Genomic DNA, 25,528 nt, shown 5'->3' on the forward strand with positions numbered 1-25,528 from the left:
TGAGCGGCCGTATCAGCGATGCACCACAAACTGCCCAATAAAACGCACCGCCTGTGCATCGCTCCCCTGTTCACTGATGAACGTATGCAGCTCCAGCCGGGCGCGGCCGCGGCGCTGGTAGGTCGTCAGAAACCGCTCCCAGGCAGCCTGTTCGGGGGCGGTGCAGCAGGCCACGGCGTCGCTGCGCACCGGTAGCGGATAACTGATCTGGCCGTCCTGAATCACGATATGCCCATCCTCGATACCGGCTTCGCGCAGGCGCAGGTGCAGCCAGCCCCAGCCGGCCAGCACCGCGCCGCAATACAGGCTGCCGCCAAACAGCGTGCTCTTGTGGTTGACGTTGGGAGCCAGCGGCAAATGCAGGCGCAAGCGATGCGCCTGCCAGTCGATGACCTTGACGCCCATCTCGCGGGTCAGCGGGATGTCGTGGTGCAGAAGCTGTTCCAGGGCCAGGGCCGCTGCCGGGTTCATTCGTGGTCATCCTGTGAGGTCTGGCTGTCGCCAAAGGTCAGGCCATGCTTGCGCAGTTTGTCATGCAGGGTCTTGCGTGGCAGGCCCAGCGCTTCGGCCAGGCTGCGCACCGAGCTGTGCGGGCGGGTCAGTTCGGCAGCGATCAGGGTGCGCTCGAAATGCTCGACCTGCTCGCTCAGGCCACCGCTGTTGACCGGCTCCTGTTGGCGGGTCATGCCTTCAAGTTCCAGCTCCAGGCCCAACGCAAAGCGCTCGGCAGCATTTTGCAGCTCGCGCACATTGCCCGGCCAGTTGTGGCGCAGCAGCAAGGCGCGTTGCCCCGGCCCCAGTTCGCGCTTGGCAATGCCATGACGCTGGCTGGCGCCGTCGGCGAAGTGTTCGAACAGCATCAGCACGTCTTCACCGCGCTCACGCAGCGGTGGAATGCGCAATGAGGCCACGTTGAGCCGGTAATACAGGTCAGCGCGAAACCGCCCCTGATCGGCGGACTGGCGCAGGTCCTCCTTGGTCGCAGCGATGACCCGGATATCCAGCGGGATCAACTGGTTGCTGCCCATGCGCTCGACGGCGCGTTCTTGTAGCAGGCGCAGCAGCTTGACTTGCACGTCCATGCTCATGCTTTCGATTTCATCGAGAAACACCGTGCCGCCATTGGCGAACTCGAACTTGCCGATGCGGCGCTTCTGCGCCCCGGTAAAGGCACCGGCTTCATGGCCGAACAGTTCGCTTTCGACCACCGACTCGGCCAGCGCCCCGGCGTTGATCGCCACGAAAGGCCCGCTGCGCCGGCTCGACAAGTCATGCAGGGCGCGCGCCACGACCTCCTTGCCCGCACCGGTCTCGCCAAGAATCAAGACGTCGGCACGGGTCGCGGCGAGGGCGCCGATCTGCTCGCGCAGGCGCAACATCGAGGCCGACTGGCCGACCAGACGGGTGCTCAGTTGCTGGCGGTCGCTCAAGGCCACGCGCAGGCTGCGGTTGTCCAGCACCAGTTGGCGCAGGGCCAGGGCGCGGCGCACGCTGTCGAGCATGGCATCGCTGGGGAAGGGCTTTTCGAGAAAGTCATAGGCCCCGGCGCGCATGGCCTTGACCGCCAGCGGCACGTCGCCGTGACCGGTGATCAACAGCACCGGCAATTCGGGGTCCTGTTCATGCAACTGGGCCAGCAGTTCCATGCCGTCCATGCCACTCATGCGGATATCACTGATGACTACGCCGGGCCAGTCACGGCTGATGCGGCTGGCCAGGCCGGTGGCCTCGGACAGGCTCAGCACCTTCAGGCCGGCCAGGTCCAGGGTCTGCTTCAGGGCCTGGCGCAGAAACGAGTCGTCGTCGATCAGCACCACTTGTACCTGGCTGTCGATGGCGGTGTCCGGACTCATGCAGAAAGATCCTCGGGAGGTTGAAGGTTGGCGCCGGAGACGCCGCAGCGCAGGCGCAGGGTAATCAGCGCGCCGCCAGTGGTGTGGTTGGCCATCAGCAGTTCACCGCCCAGGGCACGCATCAGGGTATCGCAGATCGCCAGGCCCAGGCCCAGCCCCTGGGTGCTGGTCTTGGTGGTGAAGAACGGCTCACGGGCACGGGCCAGTGCTTCCTGGGAAAAACCGGGGCCATTGTCGCGAATGTACAGGTTGACGCCCTCGGCGGTGGACTCGGCACTGATCCACAGCTTGCGCGGCGGGCCTTTCTCGGTCAGGGCGTCCAGCGCATTGGCCAGCAGGTTGCCGAGCACCTGGCGCAACCGGGTTTCACCGGCCTGGACCCACAGCGTGGCGGCCGGCAGGTCACGAATCAGTTCCACGTCCATGGCCCGCCTGCGCTTGGCCAGCAGGGCCAGGGCATCTTCCAGCGCCGGTTGCAGGGCAACGCTTTCCGGGGCGTGGGCATCGCGCCGGGCGAACGCGCGCAGGTGGGCGATGATCGAGGCCATGCGCCCGGTCAACTCGCCGATCAGCTTGAGGTTGCTGCGCGCGTCATCGGTGCGCTGATGGTCAAGGAGGATTTCGGCGTTGTCGGCATAGGTGCGGATTGCCGCCAGCGGCTGATTGAGCTCATGGCTGATACTCGCTGACATGGTGCCCAGCGCTGACAGTTTGCCGGCCTGGACCAGTTCGTCCTGGGCGCGAACCAGTTCCTGCTGGGCCTGTTCGCGCTCCAGCACTTCCTGACGCAAGCGGCTGTTGAGGCCTTCCAGATCACTGGTACGCTCCATTACCCTCTGTTCCAGCTCACGGCGCGCCTTGCTCTCGAAGGCCAGGCGATCCAGGTAGTGGCGGCGGCGTTGCATCATCAGGCTGAGCAGCAGCATCAGCACCAGCAGCGTCGCGCCGCCCACCGCGACAAAGGTCCGCACCGGACGGTCGATCAGTACCTTGGGGGCCAGTACATTGGCGGTCCAGCCGGTTTCTTCGATCTCTTGAGTCTGGGTCAGCCAGGCCCGTTCATCGAGCTTGAGTGGGCGTGGCTCGCGGGTCGGGTAGGGCTGGATGGCGCCGATCGCGGTTTTTTCCTGCTCGCTCAGCGGCCGGGTGGCATGGAAGCGCCACTCGGGGTTGGAGGTCAGAATCACCACGCCGTTCTGGTCAGTGAGCAGCAGTTGCACCGGGGTTTTGCCCCACAGCGACTCGGTGTAGTCGAGGTCTACCTTGATCACCAGGACGCCCACCACTTCGCTGCCTTCACGCACTGGCGCGGCAAAGAAGTAACCGCGCTTGGCCGACGTGGTGCCCAGCCCGAAAAACCGCCCCAGCTTGCCCGCCAGGGCTTCATTGAAATACGGCCGGAACGAGAAGTTGCGCCCGACGAAGCTGTCGCGCTGGTCGAAGTTCGACGAAGCGAGGGTACGGCCGTCCTTGTTCATCAGATAGATGACGTCAGCGCCGGTCTGCTGGGTGACCTCGCGCAGCGCATGGTTGGCACCGTCGATGGCGTTGAGGTCGGCCGGGGTGCTCAGGGCCGCGCGCAACGCTGGCAGATCGCCGAGGATGGGCGGCAGGGATTCGTAGCGGTGCAGGGTGGCAAGCAGGTTGGCCACATACAGGGCCAGGGTCTGACGGTTCTGGCTGGTCAGCTCATTGTGGTAATAGCGCTCGGCCAGATGCTCCAGCGGCCAGAGCAGCGGCGCCAGGCATATCGCCACAAGAGCGAGGCTGCGCCAGCGGGGGCGACGTGCGGGAGCGGGAGTGTGGGTCATCGTCTACTGGCGTCTTCAAAGGCTGGTTTTGCACCCTGCGCATGGCCGGGTGCATCAGCCCGTATTATGCCTGCCGTGGCTGACTCAGGCACTCCAGTAATGCCTGCTGCCAGTCTGGCTGGCTGACGCCCCATTCACGCTGCAGCTTGCTGCAGTCGAGCCGTGAGTTCAGTGGCCGAGTGGCGGGGGTCGGGTAAGCGCTGGTGGGGATCGGCTCCAGCCGGGCGCAGGGCTTGCCCTGAGCGGCCAGTTGCGCGCCAATCGCCTGAGCAAAGCCGAACCATGAGGTTTCGCCACTGGCGGTCAGATGGTACACACCCCATGCGCCGGGCTGACCGTCGCGCCAGCGCTCGATCAGTTGTCGGGTGCTGTGGGCGATGGTCCCGGCCCAGGTGGGCGCACCTACCTGGTCGGCCACCACCCGCAGTTCTTCACGTTCTTGCAGCAGCTTCTGCATGGTCAGCAGGAAGTTGCGACCGTACTGCGAATACACCCAACTGGTGCGCAAAATCAGATGTTGGCCACCGACCGCCTGGATCGCCTGCTCGCCAGCCAGTTTACTGGCACCGTAAACACTGAGCGGATTGGGCGCAGCCTGCTCGGTGTACGGCGCGGTGTGGCTGCCGTCGAATACATAGTCGGTGGAATAGTGGATCAGCGGCACGCCCAGCTGCGCAGCCGCTTCGGCGAGCAGGCCGGGGGCGGTGGCGTTGATGGTGTGGGCCAGATCGGTTTCGCTTTCAGCCTGATCGACAGCGGTATGCGCTGCGGCATTGATGATCAGCCCGGGCTGCCAGGCCCGCACCTGAGCCACGAGATTGCCCGGCTGGCTCAGGTCCAGCGCATCGCGGCCCAGTACCTGTAGGTCGCCGAGATCGGCCAGGCTGTGCTGCAAATGCCGGGAAACCTGGCCATGCTGGCCAGTGATGAGAATTTTCATACGAACAGTTCTGCCTCGCTCAGGCGCTTGCCCTGCTGGTCTTTGGCCGACAGCAGCGGGCTGAGCCCCTCCAGTTGCCAGTCGATGGCCAGTTCCGGATCGTCCCAACGAATGCAGCGTTCGGCCGCCGGGGTATAGAAATCGGTGGTTTTATACAAAAACTCGGCCGACTCGCTCAGCACCACGAAACCGTGGGCAAAGCCTTCGGGGATCCACAACTGGCGAAAATTGCTGGCCGACAGGCGTACCGCCACCCACTGGCCAAAGGTCGGCGAACTGCGGCGGATATCCACCGCCACATCGAGCACCTCGCCTGCCGTGACGCGCACCAGTTTGCCCTGGGCGTGCTCGATCTGATAATGCAGACCGCGCAGCACGCCTTTTTGCGAGCGTGAATGATTGTCCTGAACGAACTGCGGATTCAGGCCAGTGGCTTCGCTAAAGGCCCTGGCATTGAAACTCTCGTAGAAGAAGCCCCGATCATCGCCGAACACCTTGGGTTCGAGAATGAACACTTCGGGCAACTGGGTGGCAATCACATTCACTGGTTTTCCCCTGCAAGCTTGAACAGATATTGACCGTAACCAGTCTTGCCGAAGTACTGCGCACGCTCAAGCAACTGCGTCCGGTCGATCCAGCCGTTCTGGTAAGCGATCTCTTCAAGGCATGCGACCTTCAGGCCCTGACGGTGTTCGATGGTCTGCACGTAGGACGAGGCGTCGAGCAGGCTGTCATGGGTGCCGGTGTCGAGCCAGGCGAAACCCCGGCCGAAACGCTCGACCCGCAGATCGCCGCGTTGCAGGTAGGCATTGTTGACATCGGTGATCTCCAGCTCGCCGCGCGGTGACGGCTTGACGGCCTTGGCGATGCGGATCACGTCGTTGTCGTAGAAGTACAGGCCGGTCACCGCATAGCTGGATTTCGGTGCCTTGGGTTTTTCCTCGATGGACAAGGCCCGGCCGCTTTCGTCGAAGTCGATCACGCCGAAGCGCTCCGGGTCATTGACCCAGTAGCCAAACACCGTGGCGCCTTGTGTGTGTGCGGCGGCCTTGAGCAGTTGCTCACCGAAATGCTGGCCGTGGAAAATGTTGTCGCCCAGGATCAGGCACACCGGGTCGTTGCCGATAAATTGCTCACCAATCAGGAAGGCCTGGGCCAGCCCGTCGGGCCTGGCTTGTTCGGCGTACTGGAAATTGACCCCGAACTGGCTGCCGTCGCCCAGCAGGTTACGGTACTGCGGCAGGTCGTGAGGCGTGGAGATAATCAGGATGTCCTGGATGCCGGCCAGCATCAGCACCGACAGCGGGTAGTAGATCATCGGTTTGTCGTAGATCGGCAGCAACTGCTTGGATACGCCGAGGGTGATCGGGTGAAGACGGGTTCCGGAGCCTCCGGCAAGTACGATTCCCTTGGTCATGCAATAAGATCCTTGTGGTCAGTAAAGCCAAGTCGCTGGCCCTGATAACTGCCGTCCTGCACCCGGCGGCACCATTCCAGGTTGTCCAGGTACCAGGTGACGGTCTTGCGCAGGCCGGACTCGAACGTTTCTTCCGGGGTCCAGCCCAGTTGTTTATCGATCTTGCTGGCGTCGATGGCGTAGCGCAGGTCATGGCCTGGGCGGTCCACCACATGGGTGATCAGGTCGCTATAGCGGGTCACGCCTGCGGGGTGCTGCGGTGCCAGCTCTTCGAGCAGTGCACAGATGCCCTGTACCACATCGATGTTCTTCTGCTCGTTGTGGCCGCCGATATTGTAGGTCTCGCCGACCACGCCCTCGGTCACCACCTTGTACAGCGCCCTGGCGTGGTCCTCGACGTACAGCCAGTCGCGCACTTGCTGGCCGTTGCCATACACCGGCAGCGGCTTGCCCGCCAGCGCGTTGAGAATCATCAGCGGGATGAGCTTTTCCGGGAAGTGGAACGGCCCGTAGTTGTTCGAACAGTTGGTGACGATCACCGGCAGGCCGTAAGTGCGCTGCCAGGCGCGGACCAGGTGGTCCGAGGCGGCCTTGCTCGCCGAATAGGGCGAGCTGGGCGCGTACGGTGTGGTTTCAGTGAACAGGTCATCGGCGCCATGCAGGTCGCCGTACACCTCGTCGGTGGAGATGTGATGAAAGCGAAACGCCTGACGCTCGGCCGCCGGCAGCTTGAGCCAGTAGTTGCGGGTCGCTTCAAGCAGGCTGTAGGTACCGACGATGTTGGTCTGGATGAACTCGGCCGGGCCATCGATGGAGCGGTCGACATGCGACTCGGCGGCCAGGTGCATGATGGCGTGGGGCGCGAAGCGTTCCAGTACGGCGCTGACGGTCGCCTGATCGCCGATATCGGCCTGGACGAACTCGTAGCGGGTGTTGTTGGCAATCGAGGTCAGGGATTCGAGGTTGCCGGCGTAGGTCAGCTTGTCGAGGTTCAGGACTTCATGTCCGGTGTTGTCGATCAGATGCCGGATCAGGGCTGACCCGATAAAACCTGCGCCGCCGGTGACGAGTATTCGCATGTGCTGGCCTTTCTTCCTTAATGAAGGGGCGATTGAACGTTTATGCAGCATAGCTTGTGGGTGTGTGCCCATGTGCGCAAGCAGGATCAGGCAAGATGGCAGCCAAGGGTGATGAAAATATTCGATGATCCGGGTCAGGCGTGCCATAAATCTGCCGTCGCCAAACCGCAGGGTGCTGGGCGGTATCCTGCGCTCACTCTATAGTGGTGCGATTGCTGCGTTGTCGTTTGTCCCGGAATCTGTCAGCCGAGGTTGTTGCATGCCGCTTGCCACCCTGATCCGCCGCTCAAGCCTGCCCTGCCCGCAAGTGGGTGTCGACCAGGCCCTGTCATTGCTGCAGACGCATTACGGCCTCAGTGGCTCGCTCAAGGTGTTGGGCAGCCAACAGGACTGCAACCTGCTGCTCGACACCGGCACCCGGCGCTATGTGCTGAAGATCTGCCACGGCGACTACAGCACCCTGGAGCTGGCTGCCCAGCACGCCGCCCTGGAGCATCTGAGCGGCCGTCCAGGCATGCGCGTGCCAGCGGTGATCAGCGCCCTCAATGGCGAGCAGCTGCTGTCGCTGGAACTGGACGGGCAGGCGGTGCATGTCCGGCTGCTGGAATTCATCGACGGCCAGTCGCTGGGCAACGCCGGTTATCTGGGGCTTGAGGTGGTCACCGCGCTGGGCGAGCTGTGCGCCAGGGTCGATCTGGCTTTGCAAGACTTCAGCCATCCGGGCCTGGAGCGCATCCTGCAGTGGGACCCGCGGCATGCCAACGCGCTGGCCCGCCACCTGCTGCCGGTGATCGAGGACGGCGACGAACGGGTCTGCCTGCGCGAGGCCGTTGAACAGGCCCGGCAGCGCCTGACGCCGCTGATCCCGGCCCTGGCGCTGCAAGCGGTGCATCTGGATATCACCGAGCACAATGTGGTCTGGGCGCGTGACGGGCAACGCCACTGGCAGATGCAGGGGTTGATCGACTTCGGCGACCTGCTCACGACCTGGCGGGTGGCCGACCTGTCAGTGACCTGTGCGGCACTGCTGCACCATGCCGAAGGCGACCCGCTGTATATCCTGCCGGCAATCCGCGCCTATCACGCGCTCAACCCGTTGCGGGTCGAGGAACTCAAAGCGCTGTGGCCACTGATCGTTGCCCGCGCAACGGTGCTGGTGCTCAGCAGCGAACAGCAGGCCAGCGTCGAGCCGGGCAACCACTACATCCAGGCCAACCTGGAAGGCGAGTGGGCGATTTTCGATGTCGCCACCTCGGTGCCCATGGCGTTGATGGAAGCGGCGATTCTCGCTGCGGTTGGCGTTGCGATCGAGCCGTTGCCGCAACCTGCCTGGCGGCCGTTGCTGCCGAGCCTGGCCGGGCAGGGCTTCTGCAGCGTGCACCTGGGCGTGCTCAGCGAGCACTTCGAGGCCGGCAACTGGGAGCAGGACGGTATCGACGAACGATTACTGGCCCTGACCGCGCGCCAGGTCGGGCTGGCCGCCAGCCGTTATGGGGAATACCGCCTGTCGCGGACCCTGCCCGACAGCGCCCGTGAACCCGATACCTTTGCTCTGCATGTTGAACTGCACATGCCCGCCGGTACGCCGCTGCACGCGCCGCTCGATGCCACCCTGCGCCAGACCGCCGATGCGGCGCTGGTGCTGGTCGGCGAAAGCTTCAGCCTGCGGCTGTGGGGGGTGAACAGTACGCTGCCGTGCGCCACCTCATTGAGTGCCGGGCAGTTGCTGGGCACCTGTGATGGCATCCTGTTGCTGCAACTGTGTAGCGAGCCCGGCATCAATGCGCCCTTGTTTGCCACCCCCGGCTGGGCTGCGGCCTGGCGCCACCTGTGCCCGTCGCCGGCGGGGCTGCTGGGCTTTGCCTGTGATGCCGCGCCGTTGCCGGACCCGGCGGCATTGCTGGCGCGCCGCGATGCCAGCTTTGCCCGCTCACAAAAACACTACTACCAGGCCCCGCCGCAGATCGAGCGTGGCTGGCGCAACCACCTGATCGACATGCAGGGCCGCTCGTATCTGGACATGCTCAACAACGTGGCGGTGCTGGGCCATGGTCACCCGCGCATGGCCCGTGAAGCGGCGCGCCAGTGGTCACTGCTCAATACCAACTCGCGCTTTCACTATGCCGCGATTGCCGAATTCTCCGAGCGCCTGCTCAAACTGGCGCCGCCGGGCATGGACCGGGTATTTCTGGTCAATAGCGGCACTGAAGCCAACGACCTGGCGATCCGCCTGGCCTGGGCCTTCAGCGGCGGGCGCGACATGCTCAGCGTGCTGGAGGCTTACCACGGCTGGTCAGTGGCCACCGACGCGATCTCCACCTCGATTGCCGACAACCCGCAAGCGCTGACCACCCGCCCGGACTGGGTGCACCCGGTAACGGCGCCCAATACCTATCGTGGTCCGTTTCGTGGCCCTGCCAGTACCGCCGACTATGTACGCGATGTCGAACAGACCCTGGCCAGGCTGGACGAGCAGGGCCGCCAGGTGGCCGGTTTCATCTGCGAACCGGTGTATGGCAACGCCGGCGGCATCCCCCTGCCACCGGGCTACTTGCAGCAGGTTTACCAGCAAGTGCGCGAGCGTGGCGGGGTGACCATTGCCGACGAAGTCCAGGTCGGCTATGGCCGCCTGGGTGAGTACTTCTGGGGATTCGAAGAGCAGGGTGTGGTGCCGGACATCATTACCCTGGCCAAGGGCATGGGTAACGGCCATCCGCTGGGCGCCGTGATCACCCGCCGCGAGATCGCCGAGGCGCTGGAAGCCGAAGGCTATTTCTTCTCATCGGCCGGTGGCAGCCCGGTCAGTTGCCGGATCGGCATGGCTGTACTCGACGTACTGGAGCAGGAAAAACTCTGGGACAACGCCCGCACCACGGGCGCCCACTTCAAGGCCCGGCTGCAAGCGCTGACCGATAAACATCCGCTGGTCGGCGCCGTGCATGGCATGGGCTTCTACCTGGGTGTGGAACTGGTTCGCGACCCACAGACCCTGGAACCCGCCAGCGAAGAAACCGCCTACCTGTGCGACCGGCTGCGCGAGCTGGGCATCTTCATGCAGCCGACCGGCGACTACCTCAACATCCTCAAAATCAAACCCCCCATGTGCACCACCCGGCAAAGCGTCGACTTCTTCGTCGACAGCGTTTCCAGAGTCCTGCGTGAACTGGAGTGATTGTTGCTGCCGCTGCCGCTGTTTGAGCTTTTGCTCTTTGAGCCGGGTTATCACAGACACCGCCAAACGCGACGATTGGCGCAGGCCGAATGGAGGTGTTGCGTAGGGGGAGAACCGGCATGGATGCCGGTTCAGGCGCCCGCCCCATGGATGGGGCATTGGGCGCCGGCCCCCGGAGTGGCACCGGAATGAGGGAACCCCCGTAAGGGGGCCAAGACCGGAGCATGGCTTTGGTTACTTTGGCCATAACCAAAGTAACCCGCCCGTCGGGGCGGAACCGGCAGCGCAGGCAACCGCGGCAATGATCCTTACCCAGAGCGAAAGATCTTCGCGGCTAAAGCCGCTCCTACAACGTACGTCTGGTTTATCGATTTATATCGGTAAAAATTCGCAGTAGATATATAATTTGTTACTTGATTCATTTTAAATCCGATTTTTATCGGCTATAAAGACGCTCAGATTGTCATGGCGCTCTTGCTATGGTGATAAAACCCTCGAACTTCGACGGTCCCCCGGAGTCCTGATAACCATGACCACACTCAACAGCACCCCCCGCGCCGACGGCTTCCACATGCCCGCCGAATGGGCCGCGCAAACCCAGGTCTGGATGATCTGGCCCGAGCGCTCCGATAACTGGCGGCTGGGCGGCAAACCGGTGCAGGCCGCGCACGTCGAACTGGCCAAAGCCATCGCCCGCTTCGAACCGGTCACCGTCGGCGTCTCGGCTGCTCAATACGACAACGCCGTGGCCTCTCTGGATGTACCCAACATCCGGGTTGTAGAGATCAGTAACGACGACGCCTGGGTACGTGACACCGGCCCGACCTTCGTCATCAACCAGCACGGCGAAGTCCGTGGCGTCGACTGGGACTTCAACGCCTGGGGCGGCTTCGACGGTGGCCTTTACTGGCCATGGAACCGCGACTCGCAAGTGGCCGGCAAGATCCTCGGTATCGAGCGCAGTGCACGCTACGTCACGCCGGGCTTCGTGCTCGAAGGCGGCTCGATTCATGTCGACGGTGAAGGCACGCTACTGACCACCGAAGAATGCCTGCTCAACCGCAACCGTAACCCGCACCTGAACCGCGAGCAGATCGAGGCGGTACTGAGCGACAACCTCGGGGTCGACAAAGTCATCTGGCTGCCCGACGGGTTGTTCAACGATGAAACCGACGGCCATGTGGATAACTTTTGCTGCTACGTCCGTCCGGGCGAAGTGCTGCTGGCCTGGACCGACGATCCGCAAGACCCCAACTACCCCCGTTGCCAGGCGGCCTTGCAGGTCCTGAAGAACAGCCGTGATGCTCGTGGCAGAGCGTTCGTCGTGCACAAGATGCCGATTCCTGGGCCGCTTTTTGCCACCGCCGAAGAGTGCGCGGGTGTCGATAAGGTGCACGGTAGCCAGGAGCGCGATCCTTCGGTGCGGCTGGCCGGCTCTTACGTGAACTTCCTGATCGTCAATGGCGGCATCATTGCCCCCGCGTTCGACGACCCGCTGGACGCCACCGCGCTGGAAATTCTCCAGCGTGTATTTCCGGAACACGAAGTGGTCATGGTGCCGGGCCGTGAACTGCTGCTTGGCGGGGGCAATATTCACTGCCTGACCCAGCAGCAGCCGGCTCCACGCTACCAGGACGCCTGAGTCGCACGCGAGTTGGTCCTGTTTTTGCTGTGCTTTTGGTGAGAGAAGCCCATCCTCGGATGGGCTTTTTTGTGAGTAATACGCGGTCACATTTGGCTCTAAACCAAGTGGCCATTATTCGGATGGGCGGCTGGGCGATTCGCTTGGCTGTAACAAAGCCCCCGTAAATTTGCCCGCTCATGAACCAAGAGGTTGTCCCACTATGAACGCAGGTATCAACCCGTACTCGACGCGGGGTCTTTCTGCCAGTAGCGAGGCTCGACAGATCATGGCTGACTGGTTGCGCCTGACCCGGGTTGCCAAACCCGAGCCCGATGCCCGGATGACAATGCTGTTACAGCGTTATCCACATGGCTTGTTCAGCGAAGCAGAGCTGCAAGAGTTGCTCGTCATTCTTAAAGACTGATTCTCATTTACGCTTTAATGGCTCTGGAATAAGCCTTTGCGCGTTTGACACCCCGGCGGCGCAGGACTAGCATCCTGCCCCCAGCGGCTGTGGTCAGTCGTCATGTAAATGCATCAGTAGTCCACTGCGATGATTTCGTGCGGTTTTCAGCGGATCGATTCGATATCGACCCCTGCAAAGCCCAGAGCAACCCGAGGGGGGGTTGCGGCCACAGCGCGTTATTCAATCGCACATAGGGGAAAACAAGATGCTTAACAAACGTATTGGCGTACTCGCACTGGGCGTTCTCAGCGCCACTCAGGTCATGGCGCAAAGCCAGGCCGATTCCAAGGGGTTCGTCGAAGACAGCCATCTGACCCTGAACCTGCGTAACGCTTATATCAATCGCGATTACAAAGACACGCCGAGCAGCGCTCAGGACCCGGCCGAGTGGGGCCAGGCATTCATGGGTACCTTCAGCTCCGGCTTCACCCAGGGCACCGTGGGCGTCGGTGTCGATGCATTCGGCTACTACGCTGTGCGTCTGGACGGCGGCAAAGGCCGTAGCGGCGCGGGTGGTATCGACTTCTTCAAGCAAGGCGACAGCGGTCAGGCCGCTGATGACCTGGCCCGCTTTGGTGCCGCAGTCAAGGCACGGATCTCCAACACCGTGATCAAGTACGGCGACCAACAGCCAGCGCTGCCGGTCCTGAGCTACGACAACGGTCGTCTGCTGCCAGAGAGCTTCACCGGTACCTACATCACTTCCCAGGAAATCGAAAACCTGGAAGTGGTTGCCGGTCGCTTCACCAGCGAAGTGCGCAAGAGCGCCACTGGCCATGACAGCGGCGGCCTGAAAAGCATCAATGTCTGGGGTGCCAAGTACAAGTTCAACGACGCCTTCAGCGCGGCTTACTACGCTGCCGACAACGAAGACTCGGGCAAGAAGCAATACGTGAACCTGAACTACGTGTTCGCGCTGCCGCAAGACCAGTCGCTGACGCTGGACTTCAACGGCTACAAGACCAAACTGGATCGTGACTACGCGGCGGCCGATGACGCGCGTGACAACAAGATCTGGAGCCTGGCGGCTACCTGGGCTGTCGGTATCCACAGCTTCACCCTGGCGCACCAGCGCAGCAGCGGTGAAACCGGCTACGACTACGGCTTCTACAAGAGCGCGGGCAGCTACGGTGATGGCGGTAACTCCATCTACCTGGCCAACTCCTACTGGTCGGACTTCAACGGCAAGGACGAGCGCTCCTGGCAAGTGGCCTACGGCGTCGACCTGTCCGGTCTGGTGCTGCCTGGCCTGAGCTACAAGACTGCCTACGTGCGTGGCACCAACATCGACGACGGCGTGCACGATGGTCGTGGCGAAGAGCGTGAAATCTTCAGCCAGCTGACCTACGTGGTGCAGAGCGGTCCAGCCAAGGACCTGTCGCTGCGTCTGCGTAACTCGTTCCTGCGCGTGTCCGAAGATGCCAAAGGCTACAACCGCGAAGGTAACGAAACGCGGATCTTCGTTGATTACCCGATCAACGTCTTCTAAGAAGAGCGTTTAGTCGCGTAACTACATCGCGTAACAATAAGGCCCGCTTTTTGCGGGCCTTGTTGTTGGTGCCCTGAATATGAAAACGACCTTATCGGCGAAAAACGACAGCTGATGGCGCGCTGACATATCCAAGGGTCCGGCCTGCGCTATTCTCACAGGCTGGCATGCCGATGGAGTGGTCAGGCATTTGCGGCCGTTTGTGGTCAAGCATCTGATCTTTGGTGATGAAGTCGGGAGAGTAGGCATGACGGGTGCTCCACGTTTTCACGATTACTACTGCAAGGCTGACCGCATCATGCTCAGCCTGGTCTGGCTGTTGTTTGCCACCTCCCTGGGCCTGGCGTTCTGGTATGACACCTTTGGCCAGGCGATTGTCGTGGGGGGCGGGGTCGCGCTGCTGCTGAGCGCCATGCACAGAAGCCTGAGCGGCACCCGCTTGCTCCGCTGCTGTTTTGCGGTGGGCTTCATGGTCCTGGCGGCCCTGCATATCAACCAGGCCCGCGGCATGATCGAAGTCCATTTCGGCATCTTCGTGCTGTTGGCGGTGTTGACGGTTTACCGCGACTGGCTGCCGATTCTGGCAGCGGCACTGATTATTGCGGTGCACCATGTGCTGTTTCATGCCCTGCATCACGCCGGTTTCCCGGTGTACGTCATGCACCATAATGGTGGCTGGGGCACGGTTATGGTGCACGCCCTGTATGTGGTGGTCGAAACCGTGATCCTGATGTACCTGGCCCGTCACATCCATGCCGAAGCCACAGAAAGCCAGGACATGCTCGACAAGATGCTGGTTACCGCATCAAGACTGACCTCCGGCGACGCCGGTGTGTCGCGCAACCGTCTGCATGTACCGCTGGTTCAGCGTTTCGAGAGCTTCCTGCAACAACTGAGCGGGATGGTCGAGGGTGTGGTGCGTGACACCCAAGGGCTGGGCAAGCTGGGTAATGATTTGGCCCAGGCCAGCACCTCGCTGGAGAGCGGCGCCAAACAACAGCTGACCGAGATTGCCCGGATGACCGACGCCATGCAGCGCATGGGCGAGGGCATCAGTGATATCTCCGTGCATGTGGGGCAAGCTGTCCAGCAAGCCGGTGATGCCCGCGAGCAGGTCGCCGAATGTCGCGCCAGCGTAGACCGGGCGCAGCGCGAGATACTCGAACTGGCCAGCTCGATCAACCAGACCGACAAGACCGTTCAGGCCCTGGCCAGCCAGTCTCAACAGATCGGCACGGTGCTGGATGTGATCAGCAGCATTGCCGAGCAGACCAACCTGCTGGCGCTTAATGCGGCCATCGAGGCGGCGCGGGCCGGCGAGCAGGGCCGGGGCTTTGCCGTGGTGGCCGATGAGGTGCGCAGCCTGGCCCAGCGCACGGCGGTTTCGACCCAGGAAATTCAGGGCATCATCAGCGGCCTGCAGCAGGACAGCCGTCAAGCGGCCACGGCCATGCAGGGCAGCCGCCAGGGTGTGGACCGCTGTGTGCAGGACAGCCAGCGTGCGGCTGAATCACTCAAGGCCGTGGGCGTCGGCATTGGCTCGATCAGCGAACTCAACGGTCTGATCGCCGCCACCACCGACGAGCACTCTTGCCTGGGCCAGACCATTGCTAAACAGCTGATCGCCGTGCAGGACATTGCCGAACACACCGCCGACAATATCAGCGTCCTGGCCCAGAGCAGCCAGCGCCTGCCGCCGCTGGCGATGCGCCTGGAAAGTCTGGGGCAGACCTTTCAGCGCTGACCCGGCAGCCTGATCACCAGCGCACCCGGCCCGGTCAGTGCCAGCCCGGCAAACAGAGTCACGAACAGCCAGCCGAACTGGCCTTGTTCCAGGCTCCAGTCCGGGTGCACCACCAGCAAGGCCACCAGCAGCAGGAACAGGATCGGCAGGCAGGCCAGACGGGTGGCGATGCCCAGAGCGATCAACAGCGGGCACAGCAGCTGGGCGAACAGCGCTGCCAGCAGGGTTATGTGCGGGCCAAGGCCCAGCGGGTCGTCGATGTGTTGCAGCTCGCTACTCCAGTTGAGCAGCTTGGGCAGGCCATGGAGCTTGAGCATCAACAATGCGGCGCACACCCGCATCAACAGCAAACCAAGGTCCAGCAACCGGGCCGCAGCCTGGCTGGAGAGTCGGGGCAGGGGCATGGCAGGCACTCGTTGGGAAACCGGGCCTGACTATGGCGATATTGGCCGGCGAATGATTGCGTGGATGTGCGCTCTTGCGTTGCCGTTGCCGTTGCCGTTGATTTTGATCTTCGAGCCGAGATGGCACAAACGACGCGAATCGCGACTTGGGTGCAGGCCGAGGGCAGGCGTCGATTTGGGGGAGAAACCGACATGGATGTCGGTTTCAGGTGCGCTGGGCAGGACGCCCATCGCGCCGGCCCCCGAATCGGCGCCGGACGGAGGGAAGTCCGCCCGCAGGGCGGACCCAAACCAGGAGCAAGCGGTTTTCCCCTATTTTGCCAAGCACAAAATAGGGTCGCCCAGCAGGGCGAAACCTGCGGTTCAGGCACCTCGCTCAGGGATTTTCCATTGCTCGGGAGAACATCGCAGCCAGCTAGCTTTAGTGGCGATGCTTTTCGCGGCTAAAGCGGCTTGTACGACAAGATCTGGGGCAATTAAGCACAAGCGTGCAAGCTGAGGGGCCTGCTTGCGGCGATAGTGGAGGCTTTTCTGGCTGGCCTGCCAGCCGGTCTCATTGACGTCGAGTAAACCATGACCTCCACCAGCCCCCCGACCGCCTCGCCCTGGAAGCCTTTGCAGGTAAAAGTCTTTCTCTGGCTGTGGCTGGCCAGCATTGCCTCCAATATCGGCACCTGGATGCACGAGGTCGGTTCCGGCTGGTTGATGACCAGTCTGTCGGCCAGCCCCCAGGCCGTGGCGTTGGTGCAGGTTGCCGGGGCCTTGCCGGTATTTTTGCTGGCGCTGCCGGCCGGGGCGCTGGCCGATATCGTCAACAAGCGGCGTTATCTGTTGATCGTGCAGTTGTGGATGGCCGCTGTGGCGTTGGTGCTGACCTTGCTGACCCTGAGCGGGCAGATGACGGTGACGCTATTGCTGCTGCTGACCTTTGCCATGGGCATTGGCAGTGCGCTGATGATGCCGGCCTGGTCGGCGCTGGCGCCGGAAATCGTTGATCGGCAAGACGTCCCGGCGGCGGTGGCGCTGTCGAGCCTGGCGATGAACGTCGCCCGCGCCATCGGCCCGGCCATCGCCGGGGTGCTGGTCAGCCTCAGTGGTCCGTGGCTGACCTTTGCGCTGAACAGCGTCTCGTTTCTGGCGGTGATCATTGCCCTGTTGGCCTGGCGCCATCGGCCGGAGCCTTCCGTTCTGCCTGCCGAGCGCTGGCTGGGCGCGATGCGTGCCGGGGTGCGTTATACGCGTGGCTCACAGCCGTTGCGTGCGGTGCTGGTGCGCACCGCGGCGTTCTTCAGTGGTGCGGTGGTGGGCATGGCCTTGCTGCCTTTGCTGGTCCGTCGCGAGATCGGCGGCAGTGCGCTGGATTACGGGATCCTGCTGGGCTGCGTAGGTGCGGGGGCGATCTTTGGCGCCATGCAGTTGCCGCGTCTGCGGGCCCGGTTCAGCCCCGACACCATCGTGCTCGGTGCCAGTCTGGTGTATGCCGCTGTGCTGTTGGGGCTGGCCTGGATTCGTTCGATTATCGGCCTGGCACCGGTCATGCTGATCAGCGGCATGGCCTGGATCGCGGTGCTCAGCAACCTGCAGGTGGCGGTGCAGACCAGCGTCGCGCCCTGGGTGCGGGCGCGTGCGGTGTCGTTGTACATTCTGGTGTTCTTCGGCTGTTCTGCCGCTGGCGCGGCGGCCTGGGGAGCGCTGGCCAGTCATGTATCAATGAGCGCGGCGTTTATCGGCGGTGCTGCGGTGCTGACCCTCGGGCTGGCGCTGCGCGGGCGCTTCCCGTTGCCGACCAGCCAGATTGAAGACCAGCAGCCTTCGCAGCACTGGCCGGCACCGATTCTGGATGAACAGATGAGCGCTGAACGCGGGCCGGTGATGATCACTGTGGAATATTGCATCGCGGCTGAACATGCCGCGCAATTCCACCAGGCCATGCAGGCGGTCAGCCGCATGCGCAAGCGCAACGGGGCATTTTCCTGGGGGCTGATGCAGGACAGTGAGAATCCGCGTCGCTGGAAAGAGTACTTCTTTGAAGAGTCGTGGCTGGAGCACCTGCGCCACCATAACCGGGTGACCCGTGCCGACCAGAAGCTGGAGGCGGCTGCCCGGCGCTTTCAGGACAAGGCTGTAGAGGTGAAGATCAGCCACCTGTTGGCGGCCAGAGGGTAAGCCTCCGGCCACCAGATAGCAGGCGTAATCAGGCGACCTTGAAGCGGTTCACCAGGTGCTGCTGATGCTCGGCCAGGCGTGCCAGTTCCTGACTGGTCACCGCGGTCTGCTGGGCACCGGCGCTGACCTGGATGACCAGGTCGTTGATCTCGTTGACGTTGCGGCTGATGTCATCGGCCACCGCGCTCTGCTCTTCGGCCGCCGAAGCGATCTGGATCGTACGGTCGCTGATGCGGCCCACGCCTTCGGCGATTTCGTCGAGCAGGTCACCGGCACGTACGATGTTGCTGGCGCCGGCCTGGGCTTTGCCGAGGGTCTGCTGCATGGACTGGGTGGCACGGTCCGAGCCGTTCTGCAGGTTGGCGATCATCTGCTGGATACTGCCGGTCGACTGCTGGGTCTTCTGCGCCAGGCTGCGCACCTCGTCAGCGACCACGGCAAAGCCGCGACCGGCTTCACCGGCGCGTGCTGCTTCAATGGCGGCGTTAAGGGCCAGCAGGTTGGTCTGCTCGGCGATGCCACGAATGACATCAAGCACCGAAGAAATCGAATCGCTTTCCTGTTTCAGCTCGCCAATGATTTTCGCGGTTTCCTCGGCCTGGCTGGACAACTGGTGAATCAGCTCGATGGTGTTCGCGACTTCGCTGCGACCATCGATGGTGCTCTGGTTGATCTGCTGCGACATCTGCGCGGCATCGCTGGTGCTTTGTGCCACATCGCGCACCGTGGTGCTCATCTCGGTAATGGCTGCGGCTACCAGTTCAGTGCTCTGGCGTTGCTGCTCGACACTGCGGCTGGTCTGCACGGTGACCGCCGACGACTCTTCGGCCGCGGTGGCGACCTGCGCCGTGGCGTTGCTGATTTCCTGGATGATGTTGGTGATTTCCACCGCCATGCTGTTGAGGTTGGCCGAAATCTGGCCGAATTCATCACGGCTCTGGTAGCCGGAGCGGGCGGTGAGATCACGCTGCGATAGCTTGAGCAGTACGCCATTCACATCACGCACTGCCAGGTCGATGTTATGGATGATCAGGTAGGCCAGGGCCGACACTGCGAGCAGCGAGATCAGCACGGCAGTGATGGTCAGCCACAGGACCTGGCTGGCACTGTCACGTGCCTCTTGGGCGAGTATGGCGACCTTCTGACTGAGGTTGTTCTCCACCTCACCCATCAGGTCGATGCGGCGGGTGGAGGTTTCAAACCAGGATTCGGGTTTTACCCCCAGCGCGGTGCCCAGGGGCAATTCGAATGCCTGGCGTTGCAGGCGGCCGACTTCCACGGCGCTGGCATCTTTCATCCGCTCGTCGAGTTGCTGCAGTAGTTCACCTGGCGCCTTGCGGCGGAAGTTTTCCGAATAGGCGGTAAATTCGCCCAGGTTGCGGCTGAAACGCGACAACAGGTTGGCATCGAAGCTGTTCTGGCTGAACACCAGGCCCAGCACGACCCGCTCGCGCCCGGCGCGCTCTTTCATTTCGATGAACTGATTCAGGGCACTGAGGGCGTGAATGATCTCTGGGTCGTTGATCCGCGCTTCAAGAGAATGGGTGAAGCCGATCAGCTTCTGGATGGCCTCGGTATAACGGGCGCCGGACTCGGTGCTGGTGATGCCCAGCGCGTCGACCTGGCTGCGCAAGGCCTGCAGGCCATCGAGCGCACCCAGTGCATTGTTCAATTCGCCGGCGCCTTCGGTCGACATTGCCCTGACGGCCGCCAGTGACTGGTTGACGCTCTGGCGCATGGTTGCCAGCTCGTTACGCATCGAATTGCCCTTGCTGCCCAGATAGACGCCGCTGGCGCCCCGCTCGCGCTGCAGGGTGGTAATCAGTTGGCTGATTTTCTGCGCGATGGCCGTGGCTCGTACGGTGTTGTCCATGCTTTGCAGGATTCGGGTGTTCTCCACGACGCTGCTGGTGGCGAACCACAAAAAACCGAGTGAGGGGAGTAACAGTATCAGCAGCAGCTTTAAGCGCAGGGGGGCATTCTTGAGCATAGTCCTTCGAGCCTCAAATTATTTGATCCACTGATTCATGTAGTGGTTGCCAAGCGGTTGATAGACCTTATCGTCGCGACCGACGAAAAGTTGATGGCGCAAACAGCGTTAGTTGAACGAATGGTCAATACTGATCCGTCGATAATCGCCTTCCGTTGGCTTGAAGCTCTCTATGACGCGGGTTGTGGCCTGTGGAACAGTTTTCGGCCAGTTGGAGTTTTTTCCTGCTCATTTTTTGAAGCAAAAGACGTACCCGGCTACTGACACGCAGGACTCTATCGACAGGTGGCAGGGCGTTATTGATCTGCATCAGTAAGGCGTTGCGTCGGCTGGTTTAGCCTGCCTTGAGGGCCATTCAGCGCTGAGCTGCGTGGCCTACAGAAGGAACTGCCCATGAAACTCGCTCTATTGAGTGCTCAACCCTACGATCAACGGTTTTTTGATGAGGCCCTGCAACGCGATTGCCTGGCCGGTGAGGTCGCCCTGAGCTACCTGACACCGACCTTGAACCGCGACACGGTCAGGCTCGCGCAGGGGTACGATGCCATTTGCGTATTCGTCAACGACCAACTGGATGCCGCCGTGCTGGAGGCGCTGGCAGGCTTCGGTGTCAAAGCGATCCTGTTGCGGTGCGCAGGCTTCAACAACATCGATCTGGAAAGCGCGGGGCGCCTCGGGCTGTTCGTGGCGAGGGTGCCCGGTTATTCGCCCGAAGCGGTCGCCGAGCACACCCTGGCACTGGTCATGACCCTCAACCGGCATACCCATCGCGCCTACAATCGGGTGCGTGAAGGCAATTTCATGCTCGAAGGCCTGCTGGGCTTCAACCTGCACGGCAAGACCGTGGGCATTATCGGCACCGGGCAGATCGGCCTGGCCACGGCGCGGATCTTCAAGGGCTTTGGCTGCCGTATGCTGGGTTATGACCCGTTTGAAACCGCCGTCTTCAGCGGCGTGGGTGAGTACGTGACGCTTGGCCAATTGCTGGCCGAAGCGGACATCGTCAGCCTGCATTGTCCGCTCAGCGACACCACCCGCCATCTGATCCGCGCCGAAACCCTGGCGCAAATGAAGCCCGGCGCCATGCTGGTCAACACCTCGCGCGGCGCACTGGTCGACACCCTGGCGGTGATCGAAGCCCTCAAATCGCGGCAGCTCGGGTCATTGGCCATCGACGTCTATGAACAAGAGAGCCAGCTGTTTTTCCATGATCGCTCCAGCGATCGTATCGACGACGAAGTGTTCCTGCGCCTGACCACGTTCCCCAATGTGCTAATCACCGGCCATCAAGGCTTTTTCACCCGTGAGGCACTGGATCAGATTGCCGAAGTGACGCTGGATAACCTGAGGTGTTTTGTGCAGGGCGAGCGTTGCGCCAACAGCCTGGTTTGAGTCCTGTACGCTGCGGCCCGGTGGGCGCTCGCAGCAACATCTGATCCCGTAGGAGCAGCTTCAGCTGCGAAGAAGGGGTTCCAAAGCTATCCCTTAGGCCAACCCCCGTAACCACTCCAGCAAATCAGCCTGCAAACTGCCGGCTTGCAGTGGCTGCGGCGACAGCAGGCAATAGCGCGAGCCGTCTTCGACAAAGCCCAGAGGCGCGATGAGTACGCCGCTGGCCAGGTCGTCGCGCACTAGATGCCAAGGACCGATCGCCACGCCAAGGCCGGCTACCGCAGCTTGCAGGCTGAAATAGAAATGCTCGAACACTTGCCCCGGCGGCTCGGGGTACGTTTGGTCGGCAGCCGTGGCCCATTCGGCCCAGGCTTGCGGCCGGGTGCGAGTGTGCAGGCAGGTCGCATCGCTGCGCAGTGCAGCAGCGGGTTTGTCCGTGTTGAACCAGGCCGCCAGTTTGTCCGGGCGGCAGACCGGTCCGACTTTTTCCACAAACAACGGCTCGGCACAATAATTGTCTGGCCAGCAGAAGTCATCGCGGCGGATTGCCAGATCAATACCGCTACTGAACGAAAACGGCCCGCCGCCGGCAACCAGGTGCATATCGATGCCCGGATGCCTTGCTTGAAAGGCCGGCCAGCGCGGAATCAGCCAGCGCATCAGCAAGGTTGGCTCGCACGACAAGACCCAGCGCCGCTGCTGGCGGGCACTGGCCTGTAACTCGGCCACTGACTGGCGGATCACGCCCAGACCATCGCCCACCGCCCGCGCCAGCTTGCGCCCGGCTTGGGTCAGAAATACCCGGCGGCTACGGCGCTCGAACAGCGCCAGGCCCAACTCGTCTTCGAGCAAGCGCACGGCGCGGCTGACCGCGCCGTGGGTCAGGTGCAACTCGGTGGCCGCCTTGGTGAAGTTTTCATGCCGGGCAGCGGCCTCGAAACAACGCAGAGCCAACAGCGAGGGCAGGCGAGCTTCGAAAAATGGTGAGTCTGACTCACCATTACGGTCAGAAAACATCGTTAATCATCCGCCAGAACCCCGGTTAGCATCGTGCTTTTATGGATGACGACAGGATAAGCCATGACCGAATGGATAGCTGTAATCACGATTACCTTGCTGGCGGTGATCAGCCCCGGCCCGGACTTTGCGATGGTGACCCGCAACAGCCTGATGCTGTCGCGCCGCGCCGGGGTATTTACCGCGTTGGGTATTGGCCTGGGCGTATTGGTGCATGTCAGCTACACCTTGGTCGGCGTGGGGCTGCTGATTCAGCAGTCACTCTGGCTGTTCAATGCCATCAAACTGGCTGGCGCCGCTTACCTGATCTACCTCGGTGTGAAGATGTTACTCGCCAAGCCCGGCGCAGTGGCGACCGCAGCAGCCGCCTCGATGTCCGACGCAATGGCATTGCGAACCGGTTTGCTGACCAATGCCCTGAACCCGAAAACCACGATCTTCATCGTCAGCCTGTTCATGCAGGTGGTGCGGCCTGATACGTCACTGGCGACGCAGATCGGCTATGGCGCGTTCATCTCGCTGGCGCATATGGCCTGGTTTGCACTGGTTGCGATGTGCTTTTCGGCCGGCGCCTTGCGTGAGTGGCTGCTGGGGGTAAGGCACTGGGTCGACCGGGCATTTGGCGGGTTGCTGGTGGGGTTTGGGGTGTTGCTGGTGGGGCAGAACGGCGAGCATTGAGGGGTTGGGAGGAAATGCGCCCTCGCTGGCGTGAGCTGCATGGACTTGCGGAGTCGGTAGCCTGAGCGGGAGCGAGTAGGGGAGCAACCGAAGCACAAGCCTGTAGAATCAGCGTTACACGACCGGATTCGATCACCCCGAACAGGAAGCCTGCATGAGTCAGACCGTCCCTCCAATCAGCCTCGAGACACTACTTGGCCTCCTCCAGATCGGTGAAGATCAGGAGGTCGAGTTCAAGTCGGCTGCCGGAGGGCTACCCAAGACCTTGTGGGAAAGTCTGTCGGCGATGGCCAATAGCGAAGGCGGTATTGTCGTGCTGGGCGTGGTCGAGCGCCGTGGTACATTTGATATCGAGCCTCTCGGCAATCCCCAAGGGTTGCAGAAAGTGTTTTGGGATACTCACAACAACCCTCAAAAGCTCAGCGCTCCGCTCTGTCGTGATGATGACGTGACTCTGATTCCTGTTGCCGGCGGTACGGTCATGGCCATTCAGGTCCCTCGTGCACGCCGTCAGCAACGTCCGGTGTTCATCAATGGCAATCCGTTGATTGGCAGTTACAAGCGTAACCATGAGGGTGATTACCGCTGCACGGAACACGAAGTGCGGCAAATGCTGCGCGATGCCTCTGACGAGGCTCAGGATAATCAAGTGTTTCCTGATTTTGATCGCAGCGACTTCGATCCGGAAACCTTGGCGGCCTTACGCAATCGGTTTTCCGCACGTGACCCTGACCACCCTTTTCTGGCACTGGATGAGCAGGGCTTTCTTGAAAGTCTTGGGGCGTGGCGACGTGATCGTTCAACCGGCCGACAAGGGCCGACACTGGCCGGTCTGCTTATGTTTGGCAAGGAACGTAGCCTGCTGGATGCTCTGCCCTACTATCAGTTGGACTATCAGGAGCAGCTCAGTGACGACGCTGATGTTCGTTGGACTCATAGACTGACGCTGGACGGCAAGTGGGCGCCCAATCTGTTCAACTTCTATTACCGGGTATTCCCGCGTCTGAGTCGCGAACTCGATGTGCCATTCAAGATTGACCATCATGGCACCCGGCAGGGGGAGACACATGTTCACGAAGCGCTGCGCGAGGCCCTGATTAATGCAATGGTGCATGCCGATCATCTGTCCAGCCGGCCAATCACCATCATCAAGCGTCGCGATGCCTTTGTATTTACTAATCCCGGTTTGCTACGGGTGCCACGTGACCAACTGTATCAGGGCGGTGTCAGTGATCCGCGTAATCCCAACCTGCTCAAAATGTTCCAGTTACTCGGGCTTGGAGAGCGTGCGGGCTCTGGATTTCAGAGAATCGTGCGTGCCTGGCGCGAGCAGAACTGGCTGGAGCCGCTGGTCTCGGAAGATGTGACATTGGAGCTTACCCAAGTGAATCTGCCTCTGGCCAGCATGATTCCCGAAGCTGTCGAGCGTGAGTTGCGGGCACTGGTGGGGGAGGCCTATCCGACTCTGGATGATCTGAGCCGGATCATTCTGATAATGGCTCATCGTTTCGGAGAGGTTCGCAATCTCGATTTGCAGGCGTTACGTCGTGAGCATCCCCGAATCATCGGCGAGCGTCTCGGACAATTGGCCAAGTCTGGCTGGTTGAGCAAGAAAGGGCACGGCAAAGGCACTCGCTACCATTGGCCAACCGGTCCGACACAGGATTTGTTGACGCCTGCGAATGATCCGGAGCATGCCATCGGACCCGCTACCCCCGAAGTCACCCCCGAAGTCACCCCCGAAGTCACCCCCGAAGTCGTGAGTGATGATTTGCTGCGTCTTGTCGGGGTCATGCAAGGCGAAATGAGCCGGACTGAGATTCAGGGCAGGCTGGGACTCAAGGATGAAAAACACTTCCGCGAGGGTTACCTGGGGCCGGTCTTGCAAGCAGGAATTCTGGAAATGACCATCCCTGACAAACCCCGCAGCCGCCTGCAGAAATACCGCCTGACCGCTAAAGGGCGCACCATGCAGGTCACGTTGCAGTCAAAGCCTGGATGAGCCATAACGAAAAAAGGCCCAGGTTTTCACCTGAGCCTTTTCATATATGGCGCACCTGGCGGGATTCGAACCCACGACCCCTGCCTTCGGAGGGCAGTACTCTATCCAGCTGAGCTACAGGTGCAACGCGGGCGCCATAATACTCATCTGAACGCCGTGCGTCCATGCTGGCGAGCATGTGTTGTTGATTTCGCACGATTTATTGCCTGAAAGTGACATTTCGGCCAACGAGACTTGCACCGGCTGGACGTGGCGTTCTTTTTTTCGAACGGGCTCTTGTCCTT

At 61.8% G+C, this 25,528-nt stretch carries 19 protein-coding genes and 1 tRNA gene; 9 read left to right on the plus strand and 11 right to left on the minus strand.

The annotated features are described in order from the left end of the window. Positions 1-12: 12 nt before the first annotated feature. The 7 genes from NJC38_RS21695 to rfbB form a co-directional block, all read right to left on the minus strand. On the minus strand, positions 13-471 hold the full coding sequence (locus tag NJC38_RS21695) for a YiiD C-terminal domain-containing protein (protein ID WP_253117035.1): 459 nt from the start codon (positions 469-471) through the stop codon (positions 13-15). After that, positions 468-1,853 carry a sigma-54 dependent transcriptional regulator gene (locus tag NJC38_RS21700; RefSeq protein WP_045485750.1) on the minus strand — a complete coding sequence of 462 codons (1,386 nt, stop codon included), beginning with the start codon at positions 1,851-1,853 and terminating at the stop codon, positions 468-470. Before NJC38_RS21700 ends, NJC38_RS21695 begins: the two co-directional genes overlap by 4 nt. Beyond that, complete coding sequence (locus tag NJC38_RS21705) at positions 1,850-3,664, minus strand: ATP-binding protein (protein ID WP_045485753.1); 1,815 nt, start codon at positions 3,662-3,664, stop codon at positions 1,850-1,852. Before NJC38_RS21705 ends, NJC38_RS21700 begins: the two co-directional genes overlap by 4 nt. 64 nt (positions 3,665-3,728) lie before the next feature. Next, positions 3,729-4,604, minus strand: coding sequence for a dTDP-4-dehydrorhamnose reductase (rfbD, locus tag NJC38_RS21710; RefSeq protein ID WP_253117036.1), 876 nt, complete (start codon positions 4,602-4,604; stop codon positions 3,729-3,731). After that, on the minus strand, positions 4,601-5,149 hold the full coding sequence (gene rfbC / locus NJC38_RS21715) for a dTDP-4-dehydrorhamnose 3,5-epimerase (protein ID WP_045485760.1): 549 nt from the start codon (positions 5,147-5,149) through the stop codon (positions 4,601-4,603). Before rfbC ends, rfbD begins: the two co-directional genes overlap by 4 nt. Further along, entirely contained in the window at positions 5,146-6,021 is an 876-nt protein-coding gene (rfbA, locus tag NJC38_RS21720; RefSeq protein WP_253117037.1) for a glucose-1-phosphate thymidylyltransferase RfbA, read from the minus strand. The genes rfbC and rfbA overlap by 4 nt, the downstream gene beginning before the upstream one ends. Beyond that, on the minus strand, positions 6,018-7,100 hold the full coding sequence (rfbB, locus tag NJC38_RS21725) for a dTDP-glucose 4,6-dehydratase (protein ID WP_253117038.1): 1,083 nt from the start codon (positions 7,098-7,100) through the stop codon (positions 6,018-6,020). The genes rfbA and rfbB overlap by 4 nt, the downstream gene beginning before the upstream one ends. Positions 7,101-7,359: 259 nt before the next feature. Between rfbB and NJC38_RS21730 the strand changes: the two genes are divergently transcribed. The 5 genes from NJC38_RS21730 to NJC38_RS21750 all read left to right on the plus strand — a co-directional run bounded on the left by NJC38_RS21730 (position 7,360) and on the right by NJC38_RS21750 (position 15,595). After that, entirely contained in the window at positions 7,360-10,272 is a 2,913-nt protein-coding gene (locus tag NJC38_RS21730; protein ID WP_253117039.1) for an aminotransferase, read from the plus strand. 529 nt (positions 10,273-10,801) lie between these two features. Beyond that, complete coding sequence (aguA, locus tag NJC38_RS21735) at positions 10,802-11,914, plus strand: agmatine deiminase (protein WP_253117040.1); 1,113 nt, start codon at positions 10,802-10,804, stop codon at positions 11,912-11,914. Between the two features lie 202 nt (positions 11,915-12,116). Next, positions 12,117-12,320: a hypothetical protein gene (locus NJC38_RS21740; protein WP_253117041.1), complete on the plus strand. Its 204-nt coding sequence runs from the start codon at positions 12,117-12,119 to the stop codon at positions 12,318-12,320. Positions 12,321-12,567: 247 nt separating this feature from the next. Then, positions 12,568-13,851 carry an OprD family porin gene (locus tag NJC38_RS21745; protein ID WP_253117042.1) on the plus strand — a complete coding sequence of 428 codons (1,284 nt, stop codon included), beginning with the start codon at positions 12,568-12,570 and terminating at the stop codon, positions 13,849-13,851. 247 nt (positions 13,852-14,098) lie between these two features. Beyond that, complete coding sequence (locus NJC38_RS21750) at positions 14,099-15,595, plus strand: methyl-accepting chemotaxis protein (protein ID WP_253117043.1); 1,497 nt, start codon at positions 14,099-14,101, stop codon at positions 15,593-15,595. On the opposite strand, the gene NJC38_RS21755 is transcribed toward NJC38_RS21750, so the two are convergent. After that, positions 15,586-15,999 (minus strand): DoxX family membrane protein, encoded by a 414-nt coding sequence (locus tag NJC38_RS21755; protein WP_253117044.1) that lies wholly within the window; start codon positions 15,997-15,999, stop codon positions 15,586-15,588. The two genes, NJC38_RS21750 and NJC38_RS21755, sit on opposite strands and share 10 nt — an antisense overlap. 573 nt (positions 16,000-16,572) lie before the next feature. Here NJC38_RS21755 and NJC38_RS21760 point away from each other — a divergent pair. Beyond that, positions 16,573-18,165 carry an MFS transporter gene (locus NJC38_RS21760; protein WP_253117045.1) on the plus strand — a complete coding sequence of 531 codons (1,593 nt, stop codon included), beginning with the start codon at positions 16,573-16,575 and terminating at the stop codon, positions 18,163-18,165. A 28-nt stretch (positions 18,166-18,193) separates the two neighbouring features. Here NJC38_RS21760 and NJC38_RS21765 read toward each other — a convergent pair whose 3' ends face one another. Beyond that, positions 18,194-20,155 carry a methyl-accepting chemotaxis protein gene (locus tag NJC38_RS21765; protein ID WP_253117046.1) on the minus strand — a complete coding sequence of 654 codons (1,962 nt, stop codon included), beginning with the start codon at positions 20,153-20,155 and terminating at the stop codon, positions 18,194-18,196. Between the two features lie 393 nt (positions 20,156-20,548). Here NJC38_RS21765 and NJC38_RS21770 point away from each other — a divergent pair, with 393 nt between their 5' ends. Continuing rightward, positions 20,549-21,547, plus strand: a complete 999-nt coding sequence (locus tag NJC38_RS21770) for a 2-hydroxyacid dehydrogenase (RefSeq protein ID WP_253117047.1) — start codon at positions 20,549-20,551, stop codon at positions 21,545-21,547. A 93-nt stretch (positions 21,548-21,640) separates the two neighbouring features. Here the strand turns inward: NJC38_RS21770 and NJC38_RS21775 are convergent, their stop codons facing one another. Beyond that, positions 21,641-22,564 (minus strand): LysR family transcriptional regulator, encoded by a 924-nt coding sequence (locus tag NJC38_RS21775; protein WP_253117048.1) that lies wholly within the window; start codon positions 22,562-22,564, stop codon positions 21,641-21,643. A gap of 63 nt (positions 22,565-22,627) precedes the next feature. Between NJC38_RS21775 and NJC38_RS21780 the strand changes: the two genes are divergently transcribed. Further along, on the plus strand, positions 22,628-23,242 hold the full coding sequence (locus NJC38_RS21780; protein ID WP_253117049.1) for a LysE family transporter: 615 nt from the start codon (positions 22,628-22,630) through the stop codon (positions 23,240-23,242). A gap of 154 nt (positions 23,243-23,396) precedes the next feature. Beyond that, positions 23,397-25,244 (plus strand): Fic family protein, encoded by a 1,848-nt coding sequence (locus NJC38_RS21785; protein WP_253117050.1) that lies wholly within the window; start codon positions 23,397-23,399, stop codon positions 25,242-25,244. A 47-nt stretch (positions 25,245-25,291) separates the two neighbouring features. Here the strand turns inward: NJC38_RS21785 and NJC38_RS21790 are convergent. Further along, positions 25,292-25,368: transfer RNA gene (locus tag NJC38_RS21790), tRNA-Arg, on the minus strand. Between the last annotated feature and the right edge of the window lie 160 nt (positions 25,369-25,528).

It is taken from the genome of Pseudomonas sp. 21LCFQ010 (genome assembly GCF_024129905.1).
Lineage (GTDB): Bacteria > Pseudomonadota > Gammaproteobacteria > Pseudomonadales > Pseudomonadaceae > Aquipseudomonas.

Bases quoted from the DNA above. Each gene is read 5' to 3' on its own strand.
- NJC38_RS21775 (WP_253117048.1), bottom strand. From the start codon at position 22,564: ATGTTTTCTGACCGTAATGGTGAGTCAGACTCACCATTTTTCGAAGCT.
- rfbB (WP_253117038.1), bottom strand. From the start codon at position 7,100: ATGCGAATACTCGTCACCGGCGGCGCAGGTTTTATCGGGTCAGCCCTG.
- NJC38_RS21695 (WP_253117035.1), bottom strand. From the start codon at position 471: ATGAACCCGGCAGCGGCCCTGGCCCTGGAACAGCTTCTGCACCACGAC.
- NJC38_RS21780 (WP_253117049.1), top strand. From the start codon at position 22,628: ATGACCGAATGGATAGCTGTAATCACGATTACCTTGCTGGCGGTGATC.
- NJC38_RS21765 (WP_253117046.1), bottom strand. From the start codon at position 20,155: ATGCTCAAGAATGCCCCCCTGCGCTTAAAGCTGCTGCTGATACTGTTA.
- NJC38_RS21740 (WP_253117041.1), top strand. From the start codon at position 12,117: ATGAACGCAGGTATCAACCCGTACTCGACGCGGGGTCTTTCTGCCAGT.
- NJC38_RS21700 (WP_045485750.1), bottom strand. From the start codon at position 1,853: ATGAGTCCGGACACCGCCATCGACAGCCAGGTACAAGTGGTGCTGATC.
- NJC38_RS21730 (WP_253117039.1), top strand. From the start codon at position 7,360: ATGCCGCTTGCCACCCTGATCCGCCGCTCAAGCCTGCCCTGCCCGCAA.
- NJC38_RS21745 (WP_253117042.1), top strand. From the start codon at position 12,568: ATGCTTAACAAACGTATTGGCGTACTCGCACTGGGCGTTCTCAGCGCC.
- NJC38_RS21760 (WP_253117045.1), top strand. From the start codon at position 16,573: ATGACCTCCACCAGCCCCCCGACCGCCTCGCCCTGGAAGCCTTTGCAG.
- NJC38_RS21705 (WP_045485753.1), bottom strand. From the start codon at position 3,664: ATGACCCACACTCCCGCTCCCGCACGTCGCCCCCGCTGGCGCAGCCTC.
- rfbA (WP_253117037.1), bottom strand. From the start codon at position 6,021: ATGACCAAGGGAATCGTACTTGCCGGAGGCTCCGGAACCCGTCTTCAC.
- NJC38_RS21755 (WP_253117044.1), bottom strand. From the start codon at position 15,999: ATGCCCCTGCCCCGACTCTCCAGCCAGGCTGCGGCCCGGTTGCTGGAC.
- NJC38_RS21750 (WP_253117043.1), top strand. From the start codon at position 14,099: ATGACGGGTGCTCCACGTTTTCACGATTACTACTGCAAGGCTGACCGC.
- rfbD (WP_253117036.1), bottom strand. From the start codon at position 4,604: ATGAAAATTCTCATCACTGGCCAGCATGGCCAGGTTTCCCGGCATTTG.
- aguA (WP_253117040.1), top strand. From the start codon at position 10,802: ATGACCACACTCAACAGCACCCCCCGCGCCGACGGCTTCCACATGCCC.
- NJC38_RS21785 (WP_253117050.1), top strand. From the start codon at position 23,397: ATGAGTCAGACCGTCCCTCCAATCAGCCTCGAGACACTACTTGGCCTC.
- NJC38_RS21770 (WP_253117047.1), top strand. From the start codon at position 20,549: ATGAAACTCGCTCTATTGAGTGCTCAACCCTACGATCAACGGTTTTTT.